The following is a 24,080-nucleotide window of genomic DNA, read 5'->3' on the forward strand; positions in this document are numbered from 1 at the left end:
TCTACGCTAAGTGAGTGCCTGTGGTCGATGTCTTCCTGATCGTGCTGATGCTGCTCTTCGCGGTCAGCGGCTACCGCCAGGGCTTCGTCATCGGCGCGCTCTCGCTCGGCGGGTTCTTCAGTGGCGTACTTATCGGCCTTCAGCTCGGCCCCCTGATCGCGCGACAGTTCGCGGACGGCACGATCCGGCTCGTGGTGGCCCTCGCGGTCATCCTCACGCTCGCCGTGCTCGGACAGACCCTGGCCGGCTGGCTCGGCACCAATCTGCGGCGCGGCATCTTCAGCAAGCCGCTGCAACACCTCGACGACGCGGGCGGCGCGGTCGTCTCCGTGGTCGCTCTGCTGCTGGCCGCCTGGCTGGTCGCGGTGCCGCTCGGCTCCACCCCGTTCCCGGCGGTCAACCGGGAGTTCCGCAGCAGCGCGATTCTCGGCGGCATCAACGGCCTGATGCCGGAGGAGGCGCAGACGCTCTCCTCGGCGCTGCGCGACACCCTGAACACCAGCGGGTTCCCGGACGTGTTCGGCGGGCTCGCGCGTACTCAGGCGAAAGAGGTCGCCGCGCCGGACCCACGGCTGCGCAACTCGGAGGTCGTGCAGAACTCGAAGCGGTCGGTGCTGAAGATCCTCGGCTCAGCGCCGAGCTGCTCGCGGCGCATCGAGGGCACCGGGTTCGTGTACGCGCAGGAGCGCGTGATGACCAACGCGCACGTGGTGGCCGGCACTCGGGAGGTCGTCGTGGAGACCTCCCGCGGCCAGCTGGAGGGCAAAGTCGTGGTGTACGACCCCAAGCGCGACCTGGCCGTCCTCCACGTGCCCGGCCTGAAGGCGCCGACCATGTCGTTCGCCAGCAAGGAGGCCGCGAGCGGGGCGAACGCGATCGTCCTCGGCTACCCCCAGGACGGGCCGTATGACGCCCAGTCGGCCCGGGTCCGCGACGTGAGCCGGATCACCGGACCGGACATCTACGACTCCACCGACGTGACCCGGGAGATCTACACGATCAAGTCGCTGGTCCGCAGCGGCAACTCAGGCGGCCCGCTGATCGACCCGAGCGGCGCTGTCATCGGGGTGATCTTCGCGGCGGCCGCCGACGACAAGAATGTCGGTTTCGCCCTCACGGCTGACGAGGCCGCCGGGGTGGCGAAGGCGGGACGCGAGAACAACAAGGGCGTCCGCACCGGCGACTGCGCCTGAGCCGCACTCCGGCCGGCTGGCCGGTGGCTCGCGCGAACCGGCAGATCGTCACGGCTGTGCCGGACCCGTGCTCCGGCCGGCTGGCCGGCGGCCTGCGCGAACCGGCGGATCGTTACGGCTGCGCTTGAGCCGGGCTCCGGCTGGCTAGCCGGTGGCTCGCGCGAATCGGCGGATCGTGACGGCTGCTGCGGCTGCCGAGATCAGGAACAGCACGATCGCGATCCACCGGGCATGGCTGGTGTCGTTCCGGGCCGGCGCGGCCGCCGGAGTCGCCCAGCCACCCGCGTTCGATCCAGGCACCCGGGTGGCGACGCCCGGCTGCCCGGACGCCTCCGGCGCCGACTGGGCCTGGCCCGAGGCGGGCGCGTTGCCGAACCGGGCCACACCCTGCGGAGGCGTGGTGTCCAGCGGGTTGCTCAGCACGATCGGCACGTCGGCGGTGAGCGCCGCGACCGGGTCCACCATGCCGAACCCGAACTCCGGGTCCCGGCCCGGAGCGCCGCGGTCCTGCGCGGTCCGGATCAGCCGGTTGATCACCTCGCCGGCCGCCATGTCCGGCCAGCGGGACCGGATCAGCGCCGCCGTGCCGGCCACCATCGGGGCGGCGAAGCTCGTCCCCTGCACCTTCCAGTAGCCGTCCGGCCGGGCACCGACCAGCTGCGTGGCCGGCGCGGTGATCACTGTCTCCTTGCCGCTTATCGAACCGGACCAGAGCTCGTTGCCGTTGCGCTCCACGCCGGAGACGGCGACCACGCCCGGCTCCCGAGCCGGGTACCACACCCCGTCGGAGCCCGACGTGGTCGAGGCGGTCGCGTTGCCGGTGCAGGCGATCACCACCACGTCCTTGGCGAACGCGTAATCCAGCGCCGCGGCCAGTGCGGCGCTCGAGCCGCTGCCGCCGAGCGACAGGTTCAGCACCTTGGCGCCCTGGTCCACCGCCCAGCGCACGCCTTTCGCAACGACCAGGGCGTCGTCGTAGCGATTTTCCGCGTCCAGCACCCGGACCGGCAGAATCTTGGCCTTCGGGGCGATCCCGACGACCCCGGCGCTGTCGTCGGAGCGGCCGGCGATGATGGCCGACACCGTGGTGCCGTGACCGACCGGGTCGGAGTCGCCGTCGCCGTCCTTCTCCACCAGGTCGAGGCCGGGCAGCACCTGGCCCTCCAGGTCGTCGTGGTGGGCGTCGACCCCGGAGTCGAGGACCGCGACCGTCACGCCGTTGCCGTCCGCGTACGTCCACGCGCCGGCCAGATTCAGCGCCTGCACGTGCCACTGCTCGGCACGTGCCCAGTCGCCGTCGGTGGTGCTCGGCTCGGCCAGCGGGCCGAGCCTGGTCGGCCCGGGCGCGGCGAAGGCCGCGGTGGCGGGAGAGCCGACCGCGATCAACCCGGCCAGGACGGCCGCGCCCAGTCGTGACCGGGACGAGGGCATGCTCAGCACCGGCCACCGCCGGGTGGCCGGAAGAGTTCGCTCACATCGCTCACGGGTCGGCGTCGCCATTCCTGAGTCGGGCCCGGGCCACCTTGCAGAAGGTTCAGTCGATGGAGGGAGATTACTCCCATGGGGCGGCGTGTCGCTGCGGTCCTTCATGGCTAATCGCACTCCGAGTCTGCCGATTTAGCCGAATCCCGAAAGGGTGGCAGGTGGGCCAGCTGAATCAGCCGGATTCCCTCACGCCGGGTGACCAGACGGCCACGTCCAGGTGGCAGTGCGGCGGGACGCACGGCGCCGAGCAACGCACCCTCCTCCGGTGCGCCGGACATCACCAACCCGGGAGCGGAGAGCTCGCGCAGCCGCTGGATCACCGGCTCGTAGAGTGCCCGGCCCGCGCCGCCGGCCCGGCGGGTGAGCACCACGTGCAGTCCGATGTCCCGGGCCTGCGGCAGGAACTCCAGCAGCGGCGTCAGCGGGTTGACCGGTCCGGCCACCACGAGGTCGTAGTCGTCGACGAGGACGAACAGCTCCGGTCCGGTCCACCAGGACCGGTCCCGCAACTGCTGGGCGGTCACCTCCGGACCGGGCAGCCGGCGCTGCATGTAGCCGGCCACCGACCGCATCAGGTCCTGAGTCTGCTGGGCCTGCATCCCGTACCCGATGCGGTGCTCGGTCGCGGGCATGTCCATCAGGCTGCGCCGGTAGTCGACCAGGATGGTCCGGGCCTGCTCGGGCGCGAACCGCCGGGTCACCGAGGTGGCGAGCGCCCGCAGGAACGACGACTTGCCGCACTCCGCGTCGCCGAAGAGCAGGAAGTGCGGGTCGGTCGCGAAGTCGATCGTCACCGGCTGAAGGTCCGCCTCGGCGATGCCGATCGGGATGGCCAGGCCGGCGCCGCGATCCGGGACCACCTCGGCGTACGGCACGGAGGCCGGCAACAACCGCACCCGGGGTGCCCGTGCACCGTCCCAGGCCGTCGCCACCGCCTTGACCAGGCCGGTGGTGTCACCCAACACGCTCACCTCGGGCCGCACCGTGAGCAGGTGCAGTCCCCGGCTGCGATCCGCCGGGTGCTCCATCACGCCCCGGCCCGGCTGCTGCTCCGGGACGGTCTGCGCGGCCCGCCGGTTGACGATCGAGTCGGCCGGATCGCCGAGCCGCAGCTCGAGCCGGGAGCCGAACAGGTCCCGGACGGCCGGCCGGAAGTCCATCCAGCGGGAGGTGGCCGCGGCCAGGTGAATGCCGTACGACAGGCCGCGGGTGGCGAGGTCGGTGAGGACCGGCTCCAGTTCCTCGTAGTCCGTCCGCAGCGTCGCCCAGCCGTCCACCACGAGGAAGACGTCCCCGAACGGATCGGAGCCGCGCCGCCGCCGGTACGCCGCCATCGAGTCCACACCCAGTTCGGCGAACCGCCGCTCCCGCTCGGCGAGCAGTGTCACCATCTCTCCGACCGTCCGCCGTACGCCCTCCGCCTCCAGCCGCCCGAACACCCCACCCACGTGCGGCAGATCCCGCAGCGTGCTGAGCGCCCCACCGCCGAAGTCCAGGCAGTACACCTGCACCTCGGCCGGGGTATGGGTGAGGGCCAGCCCGCAGATCAGTGTCCGGAGCACTGTGGACTTGCCGCTCAGCGTCCCGCCGACCACCGCGACGTGCCCGGCCGAACCGGCCAGTTGCAGCCACATCACGTCGCGCAGCTGCTCCCTGGGCTTGTCGACGAGCGCGACCGGCACCTGGAGCCGCCCGTGCAACGCGGGGTTGGCGAAGGCCAGTCCTCGTTCCGGGACGGCGCCGACCGGACCGAGCAGGTCGTCGAGCGCGGTGGAGCGGTCCAGCGGCGGCAGCCACACCTGATGCGCCGGTGGGCCCTGCCCGGCGAGGCGGCCGACCAGTACGCCGAGCAGGGTCTCACCGAGCGGGGTCTCCTCCGGCCGGGCGGGTGCGACCGGTTCCGGGGCGGGCACGTGCCGTGTGGTCCAGGACAGCACGCGGGGGCCGTCGCTCCGGTCGGCTGCCCGGCCCGGGCCGGTGGTGCGGCGTACCGGCCCGGAGGCGTAGGCGGCCCGGAACCGGGTCAGTGGCTCGGTCCCGAACTTGACGTACCCGTGGCCGGGTGACCTGGGCAGCTCGTACGCGTCCGGCACGCCGAGCACCGCCCGGGACTCCAGCGCCGAGAACGTCCGCAACCCGATCCGGTACGACAGGTGCGTGTCCAGCCCGCGCAGCCGCCCGTCCTCGAGCCGCTGACTGGCCAGCAGCAGATGCACGCCGAGCGACCGCCCCAACCGGCCGATCTGCAGAAACAGCTCGATGAACTCGGGTTTCTTCTGGAGCAGCTCGGAGAACTCGTCACAGACCACCAGCAGTGACGGCAACGGGGGCAGCGCGGCTCCGGCCTCCCGGGCCTTCTCGTAGTCCCGCAGGCCGGCGTAGTTCCCGGCCCGGCGCAGCAGCTCCTGGCGGCGGATCAGCTCGCCGTCGATCGCGTCGGCCATCCGGTCGACCAGCGGCAGCGCGTCCTCCAGGTTGGTGATCAGAGCGGCGGTGTGCGGCAGCCGGTCCATCGAGGCGAACGTCGCGCCACCCTTGAAGTCGATCAGGACGAAGTTGAGCGTCTCCGACGAGTGGGTGGCGGCGAGCGCCAGCACGAGCGTGCGCAGCAACTCCGACTTGCCGGAGCCGGTGGCGCCGATCAGCAGGCCGTGCGGGCCCATCCCGTCGTGTGCGGACTCCTTCAGATCCAGCTCCACCGGCAGCCCGTCGGCGCTCATCCCGATCGGAACCCGGAGCCGGTCCCGGAGTGGCCGGGACCGCCAGCCGCTCAGCACGGAGAAGCCCTCCGGATCCGCGATGCCGAGCAGCTCGGCCAGTCCGGTGTCGGCAGCCGTCGCCGTACCGGTCGGATCCGGCGCCGTGGCCAGCCGCAACGGCGCCAGGCGGCGGGCGACCGCCTCCGCCTCGGCCGCCGACAGGCCGTCCGCCCGGCCGGCCTCCGCCTCGCGATCCATTGTGGACGTATCGAGGCGTCCGTCGTCCTGCACCTCCAGGACCAGCATCGATCGGTCCAGCAGCCGGGGTGGAGCGGCCTCCAGGTCCAGCACGGTCACCCCGGCCAAGCCCTCCTCCCAGCGCGTCGCACCGGCCGGCTCCGCGCAGTCCCGCACGATCACCAGATGCGGGACCGCGCCGCCGTCCTCGCCCGGATGGAACCGCGGGCGCCCGGTGAGGACGTCCTCGAGCATCGCCTCCAGCAGCGCGGCGGCGCCGGCGACCAGCCGCACCGGACCCAGCCCGTCGGAACGGCTGGGATGCCGGCCGTGCGGCAGCCACTTCACCCACTCCCAGCCGGCCCGCCGCTCCGGCCCGGCGCAGACCGCGACGAGCAGGTCGCCGGGCGGGTGGAAGACCGCGAGCTGGATCAGCACGGCCCGGACCAGCGCCCGGGCGCCCTCGGCGTCGGTGCCGCGGACGATGACCTGGGCGAAACCGCGCAGTGACATCGCCACCGGCAGGTCGGGCACCACCGAGTACGCGTCCAGGAAGCGCCGCAGCGCCCCGGCGGTCAACGGCTCCAACTCGTCCAGCGGCCGGGTGACCGGCGGGATCAGCGGCGTCGATAGTGTCTGCGGGCCCAACCCGATCCGGACCACCCCGAAGTCGGGATCCGCCGGCCGGCGCTCCCAGACTCGATGACTGCCCACCGTGGACCAGAGCCGCCACGGGTCCGGATGCCGGTAGAGCAGGCCGACTCGCTGCCGCTGCGCGGTGTCCCGGACCCGGCGGCGCAACGCCGAGAGCTGTCGCAGGTACTCCCGGCGGGCGGCGATCATCTCGGCTTTCCGCGGCGCGCCGGACGCGCCGAACGAGGTGGTGAGCATGGCCAGCGACGAGACGCCGAACAGGCCACCGATCACGTACGAATACGCCCCGCCGCGACCCTGGCCCATCATCATCGCCATGGCCAGCGTGCCGCCCAGCATCGGCAGCGCCATCAGCCACTGCTGCCACCGCCCGGCCACCTGCTCCGGGATCTCCGGCGGCGGATCGACGGTCAGCTCACCGACCGGGATCTCGGGAGCCGGCCGGCGGGCGGACCGCTTGATCGTCACGGTGCCCATCGGCTCGCCTCCGATCGTTGCTTTCTGTACCCCGAGTGATTACGGGGCATCACGATCGGCCCATGCTAGGTAAAGTTCCGTCGGTCCCGCAGCCTCATCTTCATCGATGTGGATAACCCCCGGCTCGAGCCTGTGGACAACGGAAGGATCCCGGTGAGCGTCGCTCTGGCCCGCGTCACGATCAGCGCACCTCAGCGCCGCGTCGACGTCGCCCTTCCCGAGCACGTTCCGCTCGCTGAGCTGCTGCCCGAGGTGCTCCGGCACGCCGGCGAGGGCCTCGCCGACGAGGGCGAGAAGCACGGCGGCTGGTTGCTGCGGCGCGCCGACGGGGTCGCACTCAGCACGGGGCAGGGCTTGCACCCGCAGGGGGTACGCGACGGCGAAGTGCTCCACCTGGTCCCGGCCCACGACGAGTGGCCCGAGTTGGAGTACGACGACGTGGTCGAGGCGATCGCCGAGGGAGCGCGGCGCCGTGGTGGGGTCTGGACGCCCGCCGCCACCCGTGTGGCGACGCTGGCGGCCGCAGGGGTGCCGCTCGCTCTCGGCCTGCTGGCCCTGCTCGCCGCCGGATCCGGGAACAGCGGCGCCGGCCCGCTGGGGCTCGGCGTGGCCACGCTGCTCACGCTTGCCGCGACGACCGCATCTCGGGCGTACGGGGACGCGCGTGCCGGTGTGGCCCTCGGTGGGTACGCGTTGCCCTATGCCTTCGTCGGTGGCGCCGCGCTCGTCACGTCGTACGACGATGCCGGCATCCTGGCGCCGCTGCCCTGGATCGGCAGCCCGGAGCTGCTCGCCGGGTCTCTCGCGGTGCTGCTGTTCGCGGCGTTCGGTGGCCTGGGAGTGGCGGCCGGCGGGCGGATCTTCGCGGCCGGTGTGACGGCCGGCCTGCTCGGTGCGCTGACCGCCCTGGCCGGCCTGTTCACCGCGGCTGCCGGTGCCGCCGCGGTGCTCATCTCGGTGCTGGTCTGCGGGATCGGGCTGCTGCCCCTGCTGGCCGTGCGCCTCGGCCGAACGCCCCGGCCTCCGGTAGTCCTCCCGGCCGAGGACCAGGCTGGGCTCGGTGCCGCTGATCCGGGCCGGGAGCGGCTCGACCGGGCGGAGGTTTTCGCTGCGGTCGCGCGTACCGAAGAATTGCTGGCCGGCATGCTGCTAGGCCATGCCGTCCTGGCGGCCGGCGCCTTCGCCGTGCTGGCCGCCGCCGGCACGCTCTCCGCCCGGATCCTCATCGCGGTCAGCGCGATCGCGCTGCTGCTGCGCTCCCGGCTGTTCGTCACCCGGCGCCAGCGCATCCCGCTGCTCGCCGGCGGCCTCGCCGGCGCCGCCGCGCTCGGCGCGGACCTGCTGCGCACCGGCGCCGCCGACATGCCCGGCTCGCAACCCGCCGTGATCGCCGCCGCGGTCCTGATCGCGCTGCTCACGGTGGTCACCGGCGCGACGTACGCCGAGCGGCCGCCCTCGCCCTACATCGGCCGCGCCGCGGACCTGCTCGACGCACTCGCCGTGATCGCGGTGATCCCGGTCGCTTGCGCCGTCACCGGCCTCATCACCGCCGTCTCCGGCCTCACCTGACCCACAGCGCCCTCGACCACGGCCGCATACGCCGCACACCTGGCCCGGCTCGCGTCGGCCATGCCTGCTCGGCGTGTGCGCGGGTCACCTGGCCCGGCTCGCGTCCGCCATGCCTGCCCGGCGTGTGCGCGGGTCACCCGGCCCGGCTTGCGTCGGCCATGCTTGCTCGGCATTTGCCCGTGTCGCCTGGGCCGGCGTCGGGCTGCGTCTGGTTGGCGTTGCTCGGCGTTGCCCGCCGCGATCTTGGGTGATTGTGCGCCCTATGGACTGGTCAGAAGCTCAAGATCGGCGGGCACCTAGAGAGCCTTCGTGGTCAGGGTCTTGTCCGGCCCAACGTGGGTGCTGTCTTGCGGCCGTTGAGACAGCAGTGAGCGTGGGCCAAGCAAGATCACCGCTTGGGGACCCTGACTACGGAAGCCTTCTAGAGGGCTCGGCCGGCGGTTGTGGATGTCGGCGGGGCCGGCGGCGGCGCACGGATGCGGCGTCGTAGCTGGTGGTTAGGCCGTTTCGTCGGCGGGCGGCGGATTGGATGCCAAACGACCGCACCTGCGGGGCGCGGGCCCCGCAGGTGCGGTCGTCAGCGGTATGGCGGGAGCGTGCGGTCAGTGCTCTCCGTCGGCCTCGGCGACCTCGGCGCGCTTGAACGAGGCGCGGATCTCGTTCTCCGCTTCGATCCGGCCGACCCAGGTGGCGCCCTCGACGGACTTGCCCGGCTCCAGGTCCTTGTAGACCGTGAAGAAGTGCTGGATCTCCATCCGGTCGAACTCGCCCAGGTGGTGGATGTCGCGCAGGTGCTCCTGCCGCGGGTCCTCGAAGGGAACGCAGAGGACCTTGTCGTCGCGGCCCTTCTCGTCGGTCATCCGGTACATGCCGATGGCGCGGGCCCGGACCAGGCAGCCGGGGAAGGTCGGCTCCTGGATCAGGACCAGCGCGTCCAGCGGGTCACCGTCCTGGCCGAGGGTGCCCTCGATGTAGCCGTAGTCCGCGGGATACTGTGTCGCGGTGAAGAGAGTCCGGTCCAGCCGGATTCGACCCGTCTTGTGGTCGACCTCGTACTTGTTGCGCTGCCCCTTGGGGATCTCAACCAGAACGTCGAAATCCATTATGTCGCTCCCCTTTTGCTTGCCCGCTCGAATAGACCGGTCCGCCGGGCGGGTAGCGGGGCATGGAGCAGGGCCCGCAGGATCCGCGCGCAACGGTGTGCCGGATGTCGCTAGTCTCCCCTAAGTCTGACGCCACGGGCGAGGAGGGGCGTGTGACGAGGCAAGATTCACATAACGGTCCGGACAATACCGGCGTGTCGGGTTCGCAAAACGGGCCGGATGGCGCTAGTCGGTCGCCGGATCACAGTGGTGTGCCTTCGCCGCAACCGCCGGCTCCTGGGCGTGCCGCGGTTCCGGGGTCTATGGAGCAGCAGTTCAGCGGGCACTCGGCCGGTCCGGTTGCGCCGGCTGCGCAGCGGCAGCCCTTTCCCTGGCAGCAGGACGATCAACCGCCGTCCCAGCCCGGGCGCGCCTCCGTGCCGCCGAGCCGGCCGGCGATCCCGGGCCCGAGAGCGCCCGGATCCGAACCGGCTGGCCCGTTCAGGCCGGCAGGCTCTTCTGGACCGGTTGACCCCTCCAGGCCGCAGGGCGGTGCCTTCGGGCCGAAGGCCGGCCCGACTCCGGAAGCGGCGCAGTCGAGCGACTATCCACCGAGCGGCCCCAGCCCGGCCGGGCCCTGGGGCGCACCGCCGGCGAGCTCAGCCTGGACTGCCGGGGGAAACGCCGAGCACAACTCCTCCGGCCGGCCGCAGCCGCCCGCCGATTCGGCGGACCAGACGCAAGCGCTGGGCATGCCGGGCGATGTGGCACGTGCGGAGGGGTCTGGGCAGGGCCGGACTCCACACTCTGCGAATTTGGCCGACCAGACGCAGGCCTTGGGCGGCCAACAGGGTCGTGCGCAGACGCCAGACAGGCCCGGCGAGCTGAACAGGTACGGCACCGGCGCCCCGGGTGAGGAAACGCAAGCACTCGGTCCGGTGGCCAACAACCCGCAGAGTCGAGGTTCGGCGGCCAGCAGCCCTCAGGTTCCGGGCGATGCGGGGCGGCCACCTGCTGACAAATCCCAGCCGCCCGCGCCGGGCGGCCCAGGGGAACGCACGGTGATGTTGGAACCGGGCCGCGCCGGCGGTCCGGCGGCGAGTCGTCCTGGGGTGACCGGCCCGCACGGGGCGGGCGCTGCGGGGACGGCGGCGAATCAGCCTGGGGTGACCGGCCCGCACAGGGCGGGCGCTGCGGGGACGGCGGCGAATCAGCCTGGGATGACTGGCTCGCACGGGGCTGCGAGTCAGCCTCGGGCGACCGGCCCGCAGGGACCCGGCGCTGTGGGGGAGCAGACGGTGGCACTGGACCGGAGTGCTGCCGGGCCAGTGGCGGGGCCGGGGGGACCTGCGGCTCAGGGAATCCGCCCGATGGGCGATCAGAATTCTGTGCGTGGGTCCGCAGGCGACACTGCCCGGCCCGGGACCGACCCGGCGGATGCCGGAGGCGGCACCTACGGGCAAGCGTCGATTCCGCTGAACACCGCCGCAACCGCGGCCGGCCGCGCGCCGCAGCCCGGTGTGGGCGCTGATCACCCGCGTCCGGGCGGCGCGAGCGATGACCGCTTGTATCAGGGCGGTGCGAGCGCTGGTCAGGGCGGTGCGAGCACTGGCCAGAGCGGTGCGAGCGGTGATCGCCTGTATCAGGGCGGTGCGAGCGCTAGTCAGGGCGGTGCCAGCGGTGATCGCCTGTATCAGTCCGGTGCGGGCGCTGACCACCTGCACCAGGCCGGGTCCGGCGCCGTGCTTCAGCCCGGCGCGGGCGCTGGGGCCGGGACCACCGGTGAAGATCGCCCGGCCGAGGCGGGACCGGTTCGGAAAACTCGTACCAAAATGGTGTCGGTTCTCGCGGTCTTGGTGCTGCTTGCGGTGGTGGCGGCAGTTGGTCTGGTGGTGCGGCCCGGGCCGATCGATGGATGGCTCGGCGCTTCGCCGACCACCGCGCCCACCCCGGCGCCCACTACGCCGGAGCCCAGTCCGACACCGGTGCTCGCTGCGGCCGAGGCCGAAGGTGTCACGCCGGACACGGCGGCGGTGAAGGCGGCGCTGGATCCGCTGGTGGGTGCGGCGGCGCTCGGTTCGGCCGTACATGTCTCGGTGCTGGACGTGGCTTCGGACACGGTGCTCTACCAGCGGAACGCCGCCAGCATGATCACGCCGGCTTCGACGACGAAGGTGCTGACCGCGGCGACCGCGCTGGCCGCGCGCGGGCCGGCCTACCGGTTCGAGACGCGGGTGGTGGCCGGGAAGAACCCGGGCGAGGTGGTGATCGTCGGCGGTGGTGACGTCACGTTGGGGGTCGGTTCGAAGACGCTCTTCCCGGGTGCGGCCCGGCTGGACCGGCTGGCCGAGCAGGTGACGGAGGCGCTCGGCGACACCAAGCCGACGAAGGTGCTGGTGGACACGTCGCTGTTCACCGGGCCGGAGACCGCGCCGGGCTGGGGTGGCGGGGACATCGCGGCGGGGCAGGTGGCGCGGGTTCAGGCGCTGATGACCAACGGTGGCCGGGTTCAGCCGGTGCACAACGACTTCGGGGGCGATCCGCGGTACACCGACCCGGCGCTGGCGGCCGGGAAGGCCTTCGCGAAGTTTCTCGGTGTGACGTCGGTGAGCCGCGGCAAGGCGCCGGCAACAACAACAGCAACAGCATCGGCTGCGGCTAGTGCGCCCGCGGAGGCCACCCTGGCGGCCGGGACCGAGCTCGGCAAGGTGGAGTCGCCGCCGCTGGTTCAGGTCGTCGAGTGGATGTTGCAGATGAGCGACAACGTGCTGGCCGAGGCGATCGGGCGGCAGGTGGCGCTGGCCGCCGGCAAGCCGGCGAGCTTCGCGGGCGCGGCCGAGGCGATGTCGGCCAAGCTGGGCGAGCTGGGGTTGCCGGCCGGAGGAGCCCGGCTGTACGACGCCAGCGGGCTCTCCAATCGCAACGTCATCAGCCCGGATCTCCTGGTGCGGACGCTGTCCCTGGCGGCCGGTGGTGAGCAGGCCGCGCTGAGCAACATGTTCAACGGCCTGCCGGTGGCCGGATGGTCCGGCACGATGCGGACCCGTTTCGTCACGCCCAGCCCGAACCAGAGCGCGCAGGGCATCGTGCGGGCCAAGACCGGGACGCTGAGCGGGGTGAACACCCTGGCCGGGGTTTTGATCACCAAGGACGGGCGGGTGCTCGCCTTCGCGATCATGGCGAAGGGCGGGGCGAACGCGGTGACCGCACGCTCGGCGCTGGACCGGGTGGCGGCGCGGCTGGTGCAGTGTGGCTGCTGATCCCGGGGTTTCACCTGAGTGCGGTGTGGATTCGCACGGGTACGGTGGGTCGCATGGCGCAGTTCGTAGACTGGGATCTGGCCGCCGCCACCGCGGGCGCCCTCTCCAAATCCGGCCCCGCGGTCTCCATCTCCGAGGCCACCCAGGTGGTGTCCGAGCTGCGGACTCTCACCGATGAGGCGGCCGGCCACGTGGCGGCGTACACCGGGTTGACCCCACAGGTCGAGGTGCCGCCGGTCCGCGTGGTGGACCGGCGGGACTGGGCGAAGGTGAACATCGCCGGCCTGCAACAGGTGATCGGCCCGCTGGTCAGCCGGCTCTCCGGGGACAAGCCGCCCGGTCCGCTCGCCGAGGCGATCGGGTCCCGGGTGACCGGGGTGCAGGCCGGGACGATTCTGGCCTACCTGTCCGGCCGCGTCCTCGGGCAGTACGAGGTGTTCTCCGGCGACCCCGGTCAGCTGCTGCTGAACGCGCCGAACATCGTCGAGGTGGAACGCAAGATCAATGCCGATCCCCGGGACTTCCGGCTCTGGGTGTGCCTGCACGAGGTGACGCACCGGAGCCAGTTCACCGCGGTGCCGTGGATGCGCGGCTACTTCCTCGGTGAGGTGCAGGCCTTCGTCGACGCCTCGCAGGGCGGCGAGCACCTGCTGGAGCGGCTGCGCCGGGGCGTGGCAACGCTCTCCGACGCGGTACGCGATCCGGACAGCCGCCTCTCCGTGCTGGACATCGTGCAGACCCCGGGGCAGAAAGCGGTGCTGGACCGGCTGACCGCGCTGATGACCCTGCTCGAGGGGCACGCCGAGTTCGTGATGGACGGGGTCGGGCCCGAGGTGATCCCCTCGGTCGAGTCGATCCGGTCCAAGTTCAACCGCCGCCGGGAGAGCGGCAACCCGCTCGAGAAGGCGATCCGCCGTCTGCTCGGCGTCGAGGTCAAGATGCGGCAGTACGCCGAGGGCCGCAAATTCGTGCACGGCGTGGTGGAGCGGGTCGGCATGACCGGCTTCAACAAGATCTTCACGTCACCGCTGACTCTGCCCCGGTTGGAGGAGCTGGGCGACCCGGACGCGTGGGTCGCCCGGGTTCACGGCTGATGGCCCGGATTCCGCCGCCGGTCGCGGCGGTCCGTGCCGCGGTGCGCCGTGCGCTACCCGGTGACGGCCTGGTGCTGGTCGCCTGCTCGGGCGGTGCCGACTCGCTGGCGCTGGCGTCGGCGGCGCGGTTCCTCAGCCCGCGCCGGGTCGGCCTGGTCACCGTCGATCACGGCTTGCAGGAGGGCTCCGACCGGCGGGCCCGTTCGGTGGCCGCCTGGGCGCAGGACGCCGGCTTCGACCCGGTGCGGATCGCGACCGTCTCGGTGGCCGGCCTGCCCGGTGGCCCGGAGGCGGCCGCCCGCACGGCTCGTTACGCGGCGTTGAGCGCCGCCGCCGCCGAACTGGGCGCTGCCGCTGTGCTGCTCGGGCACACGCGGGACGACCAGGCGGAGACGGTGCTGCTGGCACTGGCCCGGGGCGCCGGACCACGCGGGCTGGCCGGGATGCCGGCCCGGCGCGGGGTGTTCCGCCGGCCGATGCTCGAGGTCTCCCGGGCGGAGACCCGTAAGGCGTGCGCGGCGCTCGGACTGGCGCCCTGGGAGGACCCGCACAACACCGATCCGGCGTACGCGCGGTCCCGCGTCCGAGCCTCGGTCCTGCCCGCTCTGGTCGGCGCACTCGGCCCGGCGGTGGTGGACAACCTGGCCCGGACGGCGTCGTTGCTGGCGGAGGACACCGTGGCACTGGACTCGCTCGCGGAGACGGCTCTGGAGTCGGCCCGCTCCGAGGCGGGGCTCTCGATCGCCGCGCTGACCGTTCTGCTGCCCGCGATCCGGAGCCGGGTGCTGCACCGCTGGGCCCGGGAGCTGGGCGCGCCCGGCGGTGCGCTGGGATACCCGCACGTGGTGTCACTGAACGCGCTGGTGATCGATTGGCGCGGGCAGGGACCGGTGCACCTGCCCGGTGGGATCGGCGTGGCGCGTCGCTCGGGCGACCTCGTTCGGGTGGTTCCGGCACATACCAAGTGAGCTCGCTGACCGGAATCCGGCCCCGTTCGACCATCCGTAACCTCGATGGGGCAGGCTTAGTCCATGGCTGATGGCTCTTGGTACGACGCCGACATCGACCACGTGATCATCTCGGAGCAACAGATCCGGGACAAGATCGACGAGCTTGCGAAGCAGGTCTCCACGGACCACACCGATGCCGTCGACGGGATTCTGCTGGTCTGCGTGCTGAAGGGCGCGGTCATGTTCATGGCCGATTTCGCCCGGTCACTCGGGCGGCACGGCCCGTCCACCGAGATGGAGTTCATGGCCGTCTCGTCGTACGGGCAGGGCACCACCTCCTCGGGCGTGGTCCGCATCCTCAAGGATCTGGACCGGGACATCGCCGGCCGGCACGTGCTGGTGGTCGAGGACATCGTGGACTCCGGCCTGACCCTCTCCTGGCTGATGAAGTACCTGGAGTCGCGCTCCCCGGCGAGCGTCGAGGTGGTCGCGCTGTTCCGCAAGCCGGATGCGGTCAAGGTGCAGGTCCCGGTGCGGTACGTGGGCTTCGACATCCCGAACGAGTTCGTGGTCGGCTACGGATTGGACTTCTCCGAGCGCTACCGGGAGTTGCCGTACGTCGGTGTGCTGAAGCCTGAGGTGTACGCCCGTAGCTGAACCGCTTTCTCAGCGTGTTCTCAGTAATGGTCGGTATGGGCGGTTTTGTCCCGAAACCGCCCCAACCTACCGCCGGGTACGCGGGGTTCGCCCTACTCCCTCGCGGGTTCGTAAACGGCACCTACGGTGTACGGTCGAGTGACCAATGGCGTGGTAGGCACAAACAGTAAGAGCGCCGGAGGGGCCGCCGACAAGCGGCGACGTTGAGGTGACCAGGACGCCGATCAGGAGGGTCCGGGCGCTTGGCGCCCGACAACAGTATGGAACGTACGCGTTTCTTCCGCCGCCCGGTGGTCTGGATCATTCTGGTGATCATCGGCGTAGTCGCGCTGAGCTCTTTCTTCACCAGTGGTCCCAGCTACCAGCGGGTAGATACTTCGGTCGCCCTTGAGCGTCTGAACCAGCCCGGCATCGAAAAGGTCGTCCAGAAGGACAAGGAGCAGACGCTCCAGATCGACCTGGCAACGTCGGAACGGTTCAACGGCAAGACCACCGACAAGATCGAGACCCAGTACCCGTACGAGGTCACGAACCAGATCTGGGACGACGTCCTCGAGGCCAAGAACGCGGGCCGTATCACCGGGACCGTGAACGCCACGGTCTCCGGCGACAACATCCTCGTCAGTCTGCTGATCAACCTGCTGCCGATCGCGATCCTCGTGGTCCTGCTGCTGCTGTTCATGTCGCAGATGCAGGGTGGCGGCTCGCGGGTGCTCAACTTCGGCAAGTCCAAAGCGAAGATGATCACCAAGGACACGCCGAAGACGACGTTCGCCGACGTGGCGGGCGCCGACGAGGCGGTCCAGGAACTGCACGAGATCAAGGACTTCCTGCAGAACCCGGCGAAATACCAGGCACTCGGCGCGAAGATCCCGAAGGGCGTGCTGCTCTTCGGTAGCCCGGGTACCGGTAAGACGCTGCTGGCCCGTGCCGTGGCCGGCGAGGCGGGGGTGCCGTTCTACTCGATCTCCGGTTCGGACTTCGTCGAGATGTTCGTCGGTGTCGGCGCGAGCCGGGTCCGTGACCTCTTCGAGCAGGCCAAGTCGAACGCTCCGGCGATCGTCTTCGTCGACGAGATCGACGCCGTCGGCCGGCACCGTGGTGCCGGTATGGGTGGCGGCCACGACGAGCGCGAGCAGACGCTCAACCAGCTCCTCGTCGAGATGGACGGCTTCGACACCAAGGGCGGGGTCATCCTGATCGCGGCCACCAACCGGCCCGACATCCTCGACCCGGCGCTGCTGCGCCCGGGCCGTTTCGACCGGCAGATCCCGGTGGACAACCCGGACATGGAGGGCCGCAAGGCGATCCTCCGGGTGCACGCCAAGGGCAAGCCGTTCACGCCCGACGTCGACCTCGACTCGGTGGCCCGCCGCACGCCCGGTTTCTCCGGCGCCGACCTGGCCAACGTGATCAACGAGGCCGCGCTGCTGACCGCCCGTAACGAGAAGCGGGCGATCTCGAACTACTTCCTCGAAGAGGCGATCGACCGGGTCATCGCCGGGCCGGAACGCCGGACCCGGGCGATGAGCGACAAGGAAAAGAAGATCACCGCGTACCACGAGGGTGGGCACGCGCTGGTGGCGTACGCGTTGCCGCACTCCGCCCCGGTGCACAAGGTGACGATCCTGCCGCGTGGCCGCTCACTGGGTCACACGCTGGTCCTGCCGACCGAGGACAAGTACACGCAGACCCGGGCCGAGATGATCGACACCTTGGCGTACGCGCTGGGTGGCCGGGCCGCCGAGGAGCTCGTCTTCCACGAGCCCACCACCGGTGCCGGCAACGACATCGAGAAGGCGACCGGCCTGGCCAAGGCCATGGTCACGCAGTACGGCATGAGCTCCAAGCTGGGCGCCGTGAAGTACGGCACCAGCGGCGACGAGCCGTTCATGGGGCGCAGCATGGGCCACGAGAAGGCGTACTCGGACGCGGTCGCCGCCGACATCGACGGCGAGGTGCGCGCGCTCATCGAGCTCGCGCACGACGAGGCCTGGGAGATCCTGGTCGAATACCGCGACGTCCTCGACAACATGGTGCTTGAGTTGATGGAGAAGGAAACCATCACTCAGGAAGACATGAACCGGATCTGCGCACGGGTGCAGAAGCGGCCACCGATGTCGCCGTTCAACGGCTTCGGCAAGCGGCTGCCCTCCGAGGCTCCGCCGGTGCTCACCCCCGCCGAGCGGGAGAAGCTGAAGGCGCAGGCGGAGGCGGACGGGCAGATCGCCGTCGGCCCGAACCCGACCGCGAACGGTTCGGAAGGCAGCAACTGATCAGCGCGCAAGACGAGCTCGACTATCTAGCCGCCCGGCTGGTCGACGGCAAGCTCACCGGAACTCCGGTGGAGCAGGCCGTCGACCTCGGGCGGATCGAGAAGGCGATCCGGGAGATCCTCATCGCGATCGGTGAGGACCCGGATCGCGACGGTCTTCAGCGCACCCCGGCCCGGGTGGCCCGGGCCTACGCGGAACTCTTCGCCGGCCTGCGGGTGGACCCGTCGACCGTGCTCACCACCACCTTCGAGGCGGACCACGAGGAACTCGTCCTGGTCCGCGACATCGAGGTGCAGAGCATGTGCGAACACCACCTGCTGCCGTTCAAGGGCGTCGCGCACATCGGCTACATCCCGGGCACCGACGGGCGCATCACCGGCCTGTCCAAACTGGCCCGGCTGGTCGAGGTCTACGCCCGCCGCCCGCAGGTGCAGGAGCGGCTCACCTCGCAGATCGCCGACCTGCTGATGAAGCAGCTCGGCGCCCGCGGTGCGATCGTTGTGCTGGAGTGCGAGCACCTCTGCATGGAGATGCGCGGCATCCGCAAGGTCGGCGCGCGTACCGTCACGAGCGCGGTCCGCGGCGGCTTCCAGACCGACGGCAAGGTCCGCGCCGAGGCGATGGCCCTCATAAACGCCAGGTAAGCCCGGGCGGCGCTAGCCGCCCGACCATGTCAGATGAGGCTGCGGAACATGTTGGCCGACTCCATGCCGGCCCGGGTCAGCTGAGTCGCCTCGTCCAGTCGCTCGCGGGCCTGCTCCAGGCTCGCGATGGCGGCCGCCGCGGCCGGATGGAACGAGCCGATCGCGGTCATCCGCAGCAGCACCAGCGCCTGGTCCAGCTGGTCCGACACGGCCTGGATCCCGACGACCGCCCGCTCGGCGCCGTCCACCGACGCCGCCACGTTGACCTTGACCTCTTCAACGTTCGCCATTGTGCCTCCGATCTTCTAGTTGAAGAGCACCTTGAGACCCTGACCCATGCAGGTGAGCAGCACCGGGACCAAGCAGACGATCACGCCGAGGAGCGGGGTGCGGTCGACCTTGCGGCCCTCGTCGCCGTACACGAAGCCGATCGTGGCCCAACCCAGCCCGAACGCCAGCAGCGGCATGCTCAGCCCGCAGAGCAGGGCGTAGTCCGGCGGCGAGCCGGCCAACAGGAACAGCACGATCTGCACCAGCAGCACCACGGCCGCGAACGGTCCGTAGATCAGCAGATTGCGCAGCCAGGGACGGTGCGGCCCGAGCGGCGCCGGGCCGACGAAGGCGTTGTCCGCGGCGTCCGCGGTGGTCCGGGCATCGCGCAGCGCCGCCAGCACGGCAGCCGGGCCGCCGGCCACCCGTTCCATCGCCGCGGCCTGGTCGGTCGCCTGCGGCAAGAGCTCATTTTCCGGTACGCCGAAATCGCGCACCAACCTCGCTCGTTGCGGGGCCAGCCGCGCCCGTACCGCGGAAAGTTCCTGCTGTGCGGCCGTGACCGTCGCGGTGTGCTCGCCCACCGCTGAGCTCTCCGCCCGGCGCACCGCGTCCAGCTCCCGTGCGGCCGCCAGGTACTCCGCCCACGGGTCAGCGGGCGGCCCGGCCTGGGCCGGCACGACGCCGCGCTGTTCCGCCTGCTCAGTCACCGCGCGCCACTTTCCGGGTGCTCTCTCACTGTGCGTCACTTTCCGGGTCCACAAACGGCACCACGGTCACCGTGCGGTCGGCGTGCCGGTCGTGCAGCAGCGCCCGGTTCGGCCGGGGATGCCAGTCCACCGGCCGGCCCAACATCAGCGTCACATCGTGCTGCGGCACGTTGAGAAAGAGCAGGCCGGCCACATCCTCGCGGCCCATGCTGCCGCCGGTCTCCTCGCCAAACCGCCGCACTCCGCGCCACCAGGACAGCAGGTGTGACCCGCGGCTCGGCCCGTCCCGCAGCAGCTGCCGCAGCCCGGTCAGGCTCCCCGGCGGCGCGGCGTCCATCCCGAACACCACCCGGTAGCCCGGGCGCTCGGCGTCCAGTTCCGCGGCGAGGCCGGCGGCGTCGACCACGACCACCTCCTGCCGGTGGGCCAGCTCTGCGGCGAGCGCGGCGGCCGGCGCGTCGCCCTCGGCCACCAGGGACGCGATCACGAACCGGGCGGTACGCGGTGTGTGACAGGCGGCCACGCTCCGGGCCGCCGCGTCCAGCACCTCCGCACCGGTCGACAGCGAGCCCAGGATCGCCAGGTGCCGTCCCGGCGAGGAGTCGAGCGGGAAGGTGGCCGTCGACAGGTTCACGTCGATCACCCGGCCGACCAGAGCTGCCGGGCGGCCCACCCGTCCGGCCAGCGCGGCCCGGTAGGTGGGGTCGTCGGCGAGGTGCTGCTGCGCGTACCCGGCGAAGACCCGGGGCGGCTGCGCCTCCTGGTCGCGGGCACCCCACAGGCGGTGCCGCAGGTCGCTCAGCAGTGGCTGGTCGGCGTGCGGATCGGGGAAGCGCACCACCCGCTCGTGACCGCGGGTCGCGCCACGCGGGCCGCCCAGACCGCCGGCCGTGTTCACCACCGCGCTGCCCATCGGCAGTCCCGCCGCGGCGTCGTTGGTCGGCTCCAGCACGTCCCCGCCGCCGGGCAGAGCGATCCGCACCGGGAACTGACCGAAGATCGAATCCCGCTTGGCGTAGAGCGCTTCCACGCCGAGCACGGTCTGACTGGCCAGGACCAGGTGAATACCGTACGAGCGGCCCTTGCGAGCCAGCGACTCCAGCAGCGCCACGGCCTCGCCGGCTATCGGATCGTTGCCGGCCAGCAGCACCTGGAACTCGTCGATCACACAGAGGATCCGCGGCAGCGGTGTGCCCCGGCCCTCCTCGGCGACGACCGTCCGCAGGTCCGCGAAGCGGGACACACCAGCTCGCTTGTACGCCATCGAGCGGCGGGTCATCTCGGCATCCAGCTCGCGGAGCACCGCCAGGCCGTACTCCCGGTCGGACTCGACACCGACCGCGCGGGCGTGCGGCAGCCAGGTGCGGTCCCGCCGGGTCGGCACGAACTCCGCGAAGGACACGCCCTCCTTGAAGTCGAGCAGGTAGAGGGCCAGCTGGTCGGGGCCGTACCGGGCGCCCAGGCCGTACAGCACGTTGATCAGGAAGGCGGTCTTGCCGGCACCCGACCGGCCACCCACCATCCAGTGCGGGGTCAGGTCGTTGAACCTCAGCACCAGCGGCACGTCGCCGTGGTGACCGACCACGATCTCCACCCCGGTTGCCGCGTCACCGCCCCACAGCTCATCGGCCGGCTCCGGCAGCAGGTCGGAGAGGGTGACCCGGGACGCCTCCGCGGTGTCCGCGGCCAGCGCATGGCAGACCGCGTCGATCAGATGCGGCGGCGGGTCCTCGTCGAGAAAGACCGGAGCGTTCAGCCACAGCGCCTCCGGCCGCGAACCGAACGTGCCACCCGGCGGATCGCCGATGATCGCGAACGGGTTCCGCACCGAGATCGCGGTCGTCCGTGGCAGTGGAGCCTGAGTGGTCTCGGCGGTCAGCGGCGGAGGCGGCCAGCCGGCCACGATCAGATGCAGCCCGGAATCCGGCCCCTGCTGCGCCAGCGCCGCGATCCGGCGCAACTCCTCACCCTCGGTGAGCTCGGGCAGGCTGGCGATCACCACCAGCATCAGCCGGTCCCGCCGGTTGCGCCGGACGGCGCCGCCACGGACCGGGCGCAGCCACTTCTCCGCCTCGGAGAGCACGTCGCGCAACCCCTGCCGGTCGGTGGCCGGCGGCGCCATCAGGCCGGCGTCGGCCAGCTCCTCGAAGGGCGCGAACACGGTGCCGCCACCCACCCCGTCGACCGTCCGGACCAATAGTGATCCGGCCGGAGCGGCGGCTAGCAGGCGCAGCAGGAGCGAACGCAGCAGACCAAACACGCGAGGATCGGTAGCGGTCGCGTCGACGGTCAGGTGACCCGTGCCGAGCAGCGGCACGACGGCTGGAAAACGTACGTCGTCCAACGGCTGGGCGATACCCAGCCGGACGAACTGCGGCGTGCTCTCACCACCGCCCAGCGGCGCGGTCGAGGACAGCGCGTCCAGCGTGGCACCCAGCCAACCGGGCGCGAGCTCGCCGGCCGCCGCCCGCAACCGGTCGGCCAGCCGGTGCTGCTCCCGGGGATCGGGAACGGTCGGGGCGTACGCCTCAAGCGCGGCCGCGGCCGCGTCCACCGTCGCCGCTGCCTGCCGGTGCAAGGCAGCGGCCTGCCGGACCCGCAGAGTCGAATCCGCCACTGCCCACCACCTCCTGTCCGCGGATAAAACTTATCCCAGACCCGCCCGAGAGCCGCGTTGCGTCCCCGATGCCACTTTCGCGCCGCACCGTGGTCGGTTGAACCCGGAGCGTGCATCGGTGGTATTCGCCATCGACGGGAGGTCGAGATGGACGCTGCGGGTAACGAGGTAGCGGTCGTGGCCGAGGCGGCCGGCGGCCGGATCCAGGTCGAACTCGACAGTGACGGCCGGCTCTGGGACCTGGTCATCGACCCACGGGCGATGACGCTGCCCGCCGAGGAGTTTCGTGCCGCGCTGATCAGCGCGTTCACGCTGGCGCAGGACCACCTGCGCGAGCAGGTTTCCGCCGCCGCGGCGGCATACGCCGCCGAGATGCCTCCGCAGGACGCCGTGGAGATCGCGGACCGCCGCTTCGCGGAGATATCCCTGGCCCTGTACGACATCTCCCGACGGGCGGCACGACGATGACGAGCGTACGGCTGCGCCTGGACCCGGAATCGGTCGCCGCGGCCGGTGGCACCCTGGCGGGCATCGCACAGCGGATGGCCGACGACGTCGCCGTTCTGGAGAACACGGTGCACGGGGCCGCCCATCCGTGGGGCGACGACGAGAGCGGTAGCACCTTCACCGTCGCCTACTCGTCCATCCTCGGGCACGCGCTTGCCGCGCTCGGTTCGTATGTGCAGCAGGTGGGCGATGCCGCGCTCTCCTTGGCCGTGCAGGCTCGCGCGATGGCCGGGACGGACGCGGCCGCGGCCGCGTCCTTGGTCTCCCTCGCGCCGCCCGCCGATCGTGTCGAGCCTGTTTGTCTGGCGCGGCCCGCCGATCGTGTCGAGCCTGTTCCCCTCGCGCCGCCCGCTGATCTCGTCGGGCCCGGTGCCTCCGGCTGTTCGGGTGGGCCGGGGACATGACGATCGAGCTGCCCGCCGAACTCACCGAGCCGCTCGGCTGGGTCGGCCTCACCTGGCCGCAGGCCGACGAGGACCGGCTGTACGCCGACGGGCGGGCCTGGATCGAGCACGGCGCGCGGCTGCGCGTACACGCCTCGGAGGCCGACGCCGCGGCTCGCCGCGTGTGGATGGAGAACGAAGGCGCCTCCGTCGAAGCCTTCGAGCAATGGTGGAACGGCCCGGACGGCCCCGGCCGCCACCTGGAGGACGCGGCCACCGCGGTCGAGCTGATCGGCGCCGGGCTGATCGCCATGGCCGGCGTGACCGTCGCGCTCAAGACCGCCTTCATCGCCCAGCTCACCATCCTGACCTTCCAGGTCGGCCAGGCGGTGGCCACGGCGTTCGTGACGGCCGGCGCGACCCTGGCCGAGGTCCCGGTCTTCATTGCCGCGAGCCGCCTAGCCTGCCGGGAGATCATCCATCGCTCGCTACAGGTGGTGGAGGGCGAGATCGCGCAGATGTTCACCCGGGCGGCCGACCTGCTCCAGACCGCCGGCAGCCGAGCCGCGGCGCAGAGCGCCGGACAGCTGGCGAAACACTTCGGCCAGAACTCCGACTTCCACCGGCTGATGCGCGAGGTCGAGAAGGTCGACGTACGCAGCCCCACGGACGGCGCCACCTTCTACTCCGGAGCGGCCTACGACGGTACGCGCATGCGGGCGTACGCCGAGGCCAACACCGACGGCCTCACCACGGTGACCCTGGAACAGACCCCCGGCGGCAGCGTCTTCGACGGCCGGGCCCTGTACGAGGCCGGCTCGCCGGTCACCAAGGACCACGCCGACAAGATCTGGGGCCGCCTCTCCGAGCGGTACGCCGAGAACGCCAACGGCGAGGTGACCGCCTGGAGTCACGCACCCAGCCACCGCAGCATCTGGCTCAACCGGGAACTGCCCGCCTTGCAGAACAACCCGAACGTCACCAGCATCAACGTCATAGATCCGGTGTAGAACGTGGAGCCCACGGTGTCAGTGCGTGAACTGCGAAGCCAGGAAGCCCAGCACGACTCCGGAGCGATCCTGCGCAGCCACGGGAAGGAGGCGGTGCAGTTCGAACTGGACGGCAAGGTGATGACCCTCGGCGTCGAACGCGGCGTCGGCGGCGACGTGTTCTACCTGCCGGTGGTGCTGAGATGGGACGACGGCTCTCCGGTCGAAGATCCGACCGCGGCCCTGCTGCGCCCGGTGATCGAGGAGATCAACGCGTTCTGGGGCTCCGGCTCGGAATTCCGGGAGGTGCGACCGGAGTGACTAGGG

The 24,080-nt window shown here is 71.4% G+C and carries 18 protein-coding genes; 12 read left to right on the top strand and 6 right to left on the bottom strand.

Annotated elements, in window-relative coordinates:
- The first annotated feature begins 14 nt into the window (after positions 1 to 14).
- On the top strand, positions 15 to 1,193 hold the full coding sequence (locus I4J89_RS05655) for a MarP family serine protease (RefSeq protein ID WP_196412717.1): 1,179 nt from the start codon (positions 15 to 17) through the stop codon (positions 1,191 to 1,193).
- Positions 1,194 to 1,337: 144 nt separating this feature from the next.
- On the opposite strand, the gene mycP is transcribed toward I4J89_RS05655, so the two are convergent.
- On the bottom strand, positions 1,338 to 2,624 hold the full coding sequence (mycP, locus tag I4J89_RS05660) for a type VII secretion-associated serine protease mycosin (protein WP_196412718.1): 1,287 nt from the start codon (positions 2,622 to 2,624) through the stop codon (positions 1,338 to 1,340).
- Between the two features lie 161 nt (positions 2,625 to 2,785).
- Complete coding sequence (eccCa, locus tag I4J89_RS05665) at positions 2,786 to 6,745, bottom strand: type VII secretion protein EccCa (protein ID WP_196412719.1); 3,960 nt, start codon at positions 6,743 to 6,745, stop codon at positions 2,786 to 2,788.
- 153 nt (positions 6,746 to 6,898) lie between these two features.
- On the opposite strand from eccCa, the gene eccD reads away from it, so the two are divergent.
- Entirely contained in the window at positions 6,899 to 8,314 is a 1,416-nt protein-coding gene (eccD, locus tag I4J89_RS05670; RefSeq protein ID WP_196412720.1) for a type VII secretion integral membrane protein EccD, read from the top strand.
- 602 nt (positions 8,315 to 8,916) lie between these two features.
- Here eccD and I4J89_RS05675 read toward each other — a convergent pair.
- The gene (locus I4J89_RS05675; RefSeq protein ID WP_196412721.1) at positions 8,917 to 9,417 is read right to left on the bottom strand and encodes an inorganic diphosphatase; all 501 of its coding nucleotides are present in this window, start codon (positions 9,415 to 9,417) and stop codon (positions 8,917 to 8,919) included.
- Between the two features lie 1,811 nt (positions 9,418 to 11,228).
- Here I4J89_RS05675 and dacB point away from each other — a divergent pair.
- The 6 genes from dacB (at position 11,229) to folE (ending at position 18,277) form a co-directional block, all read left to right on the top strand.
- Positions 11,229 to 12,656 (top strand): D-alanyl-D-alanine carboxypeptidase/D-alanyl-D-alanine endopeptidase, encoded by a 1,428-nt coding sequence (gene dacB / locus I4J89_RS05680; RefSeq protein WP_196412722.1) that lies wholly within the window; start codon positions 11,229 to 11,231, stop codon positions 12,654 to 12,656.
- Between the two features lie 53 nt (positions 12,657 to 12,709).
- A complete protein-coding gene (locus I4J89_RS05685; protein ID WP_196412723.1) occupies positions 12,710 to 13,750 on the top strand; it encodes an Rv3626c family coenzyme F420 biosynthesis-associated protein in 1,041 nt (346 codons plus the stop codon).
- On the top strand, positions 13,750 to 14,718 hold the full coding sequence (gene tilS / locus I4J89_RS05690) for a tRNA lysidine(34) synthetase TilS (protein ID WP_196412724.1): 969 nt from the start codon (positions 13,750 to 13,752) through the stop codon (positions 14,716 to 14,718). Before I4J89_RS05685 ends, tilS begins: the two co-directional genes overlap by 1 nt.
- A 63-nt stretch (positions 14,719 to 14,781) precedes the next feature.
- Entirely contained in the window at positions 14,782 to 15,357 is a 576-nt protein-coding gene (gene hpt, locus I4J89_RS05695) for a hypoxanthine phosphoribosyltransferase (RefSeq protein ID WP_196412725.1), read from the top strand.
- A gap of 260 nt (positions 15,358 to 15,617) precedes the next feature.
- Positions 15,618 to 17,633, top strand: coding sequence for an ATP-dependent zinc metalloprotease FtsH (gene ftsH, locus I4J89_RS05700; RefSeq protein WP_196412726.1), 2,016 nt, complete (start codon positions 15,618 to 15,620; stop codon positions 17,631 to 17,633).
- On the top strand, positions 17,630 to 18,277 hold the full coding sequence (gene folE / locus I4J89_RS05705) for a GTP cyclohydrolase I FolE (RefSeq protein WP_196412811.1): 648 nt from the start codon (positions 17,630 to 17,632) through the stop codon (positions 18,275 to 18,277). Before ftsH ends, folE begins: the two co-directional genes overlap by 4 nt.
- Before the next feature lie 29 nt (positions 18,278 to 18,306).
- Here folE and I4J89_RS05710 read toward each other — a convergent pair whose 3' ends face one another.
- The 3 genes from I4J89_RS05710 to I4J89_RS05720 are packed head-to-tail and all read right to left on the bottom strand — an operon-like array spanning position 18,307 to position 21,874.
- Positions 18,307 to 18,567 (bottom strand): hypothetical protein, encoded by a 261-nt coding sequence (locus I4J89_RS05710; protein ID WP_196412727.1) that lies wholly within the window; start codon positions 18,565 to 18,567, stop codon positions 18,307 to 18,309.
- Positions 18,568 to 18,582: 15 nt separating this feature from the next.
- The gene (locus I4J89_RS05715; RefSeq protein WP_196412728.1) at positions 18,583 to 19,257 is read right to left on the bottom strand and encodes a hypothetical protein; all 675 of its coding nucleotides are present in this window, start codon (positions 19,255 to 19,257) and stop codon (positions 18,583 to 18,585) included.
- A 25-nt stretch (positions 19,258 to 19,282) separates the two neighbouring features.
- On the bottom strand, positions 19,283 to 21,874 hold the full coding sequence (locus tag I4J89_RS05720) for an FtsK/SpoIIIE domain-containing protein (protein ID WP_309238200.1): 2,592 nt from the start codon (positions 21,872 to 21,874) through the stop codon (positions 19,283 to 19,285).
- 147 nt (positions 21,875 to 22,021) lie between these two features.
- On the opposite strand from I4J89_RS05720, the gene I4J89_RS05725 reads away from it, so the two are divergent.
- Genes I4J89_RS05725 through I4J89_RS05740 form a run of 4 tightly spaced genes read left to right on the top strand, consistent with a single transcriptional unit; the run spans position 22,022 to position 24,074 of the window.
- Positions 22,022 to 22,342: a YbaB/EbfC family nucleoid-associated protein gene (locus tag I4J89_RS05725; protein WP_196412729.1), complete on the top strand. Its 321-nt coding sequence runs from the start codon at positions 22,022 to 22,024 to the stop codon at positions 22,340 to 22,342.
- Entirely contained in the window at positions 22,339 to 22,785 is a 447-nt protein-coding gene (locus I4J89_RS05730; RefSeq protein WP_196412730.1) for a hypothetical protein, read from the top strand. Before I4J89_RS05725 ends, I4J89_RS05730 begins: the two co-directional genes overlap by 4 nt.
- Positions 22,782 to 23,774, top strand: a complete 993-nt coding sequence (locus tag I4J89_RS05735) for a WXG100-like domain-containing protein (RefSeq protein ID WP_196412731.1) — start codon at positions 22,782 to 22,784, stop codon at positions 23,772 to 23,774. Before I4J89_RS05730 ends, I4J89_RS05735 begins: the two co-directional genes overlap by 4 nt.
- Before the next feature lie 15 nt (positions 23,775 to 23,789).
- On the top strand, positions 23,790 to 24,074 hold the full coding sequence (locus I4J89_RS05740) for a hypothetical protein (RefSeq protein ID WP_196412732.1): 285 nt from the start codon (positions 23,790 to 23,792) through the stop codon (positions 24,072 to 24,074).
- The last annotated feature ends 6 nt before the right edge of the window (positions 24,075 to 24,080 follow it).

The sequence above is a fragment of the Actinoplanes aureus genome (assembly GCF_015704865.1).
In the GTDB taxonomy this organism is placed as follows: domain Bacteria; phylum Actinomycetota; class Actinomycetes; order Mycobacteriales; family Micromonosporaceae; genus Actinoplanes; species Actinoplanes aureus.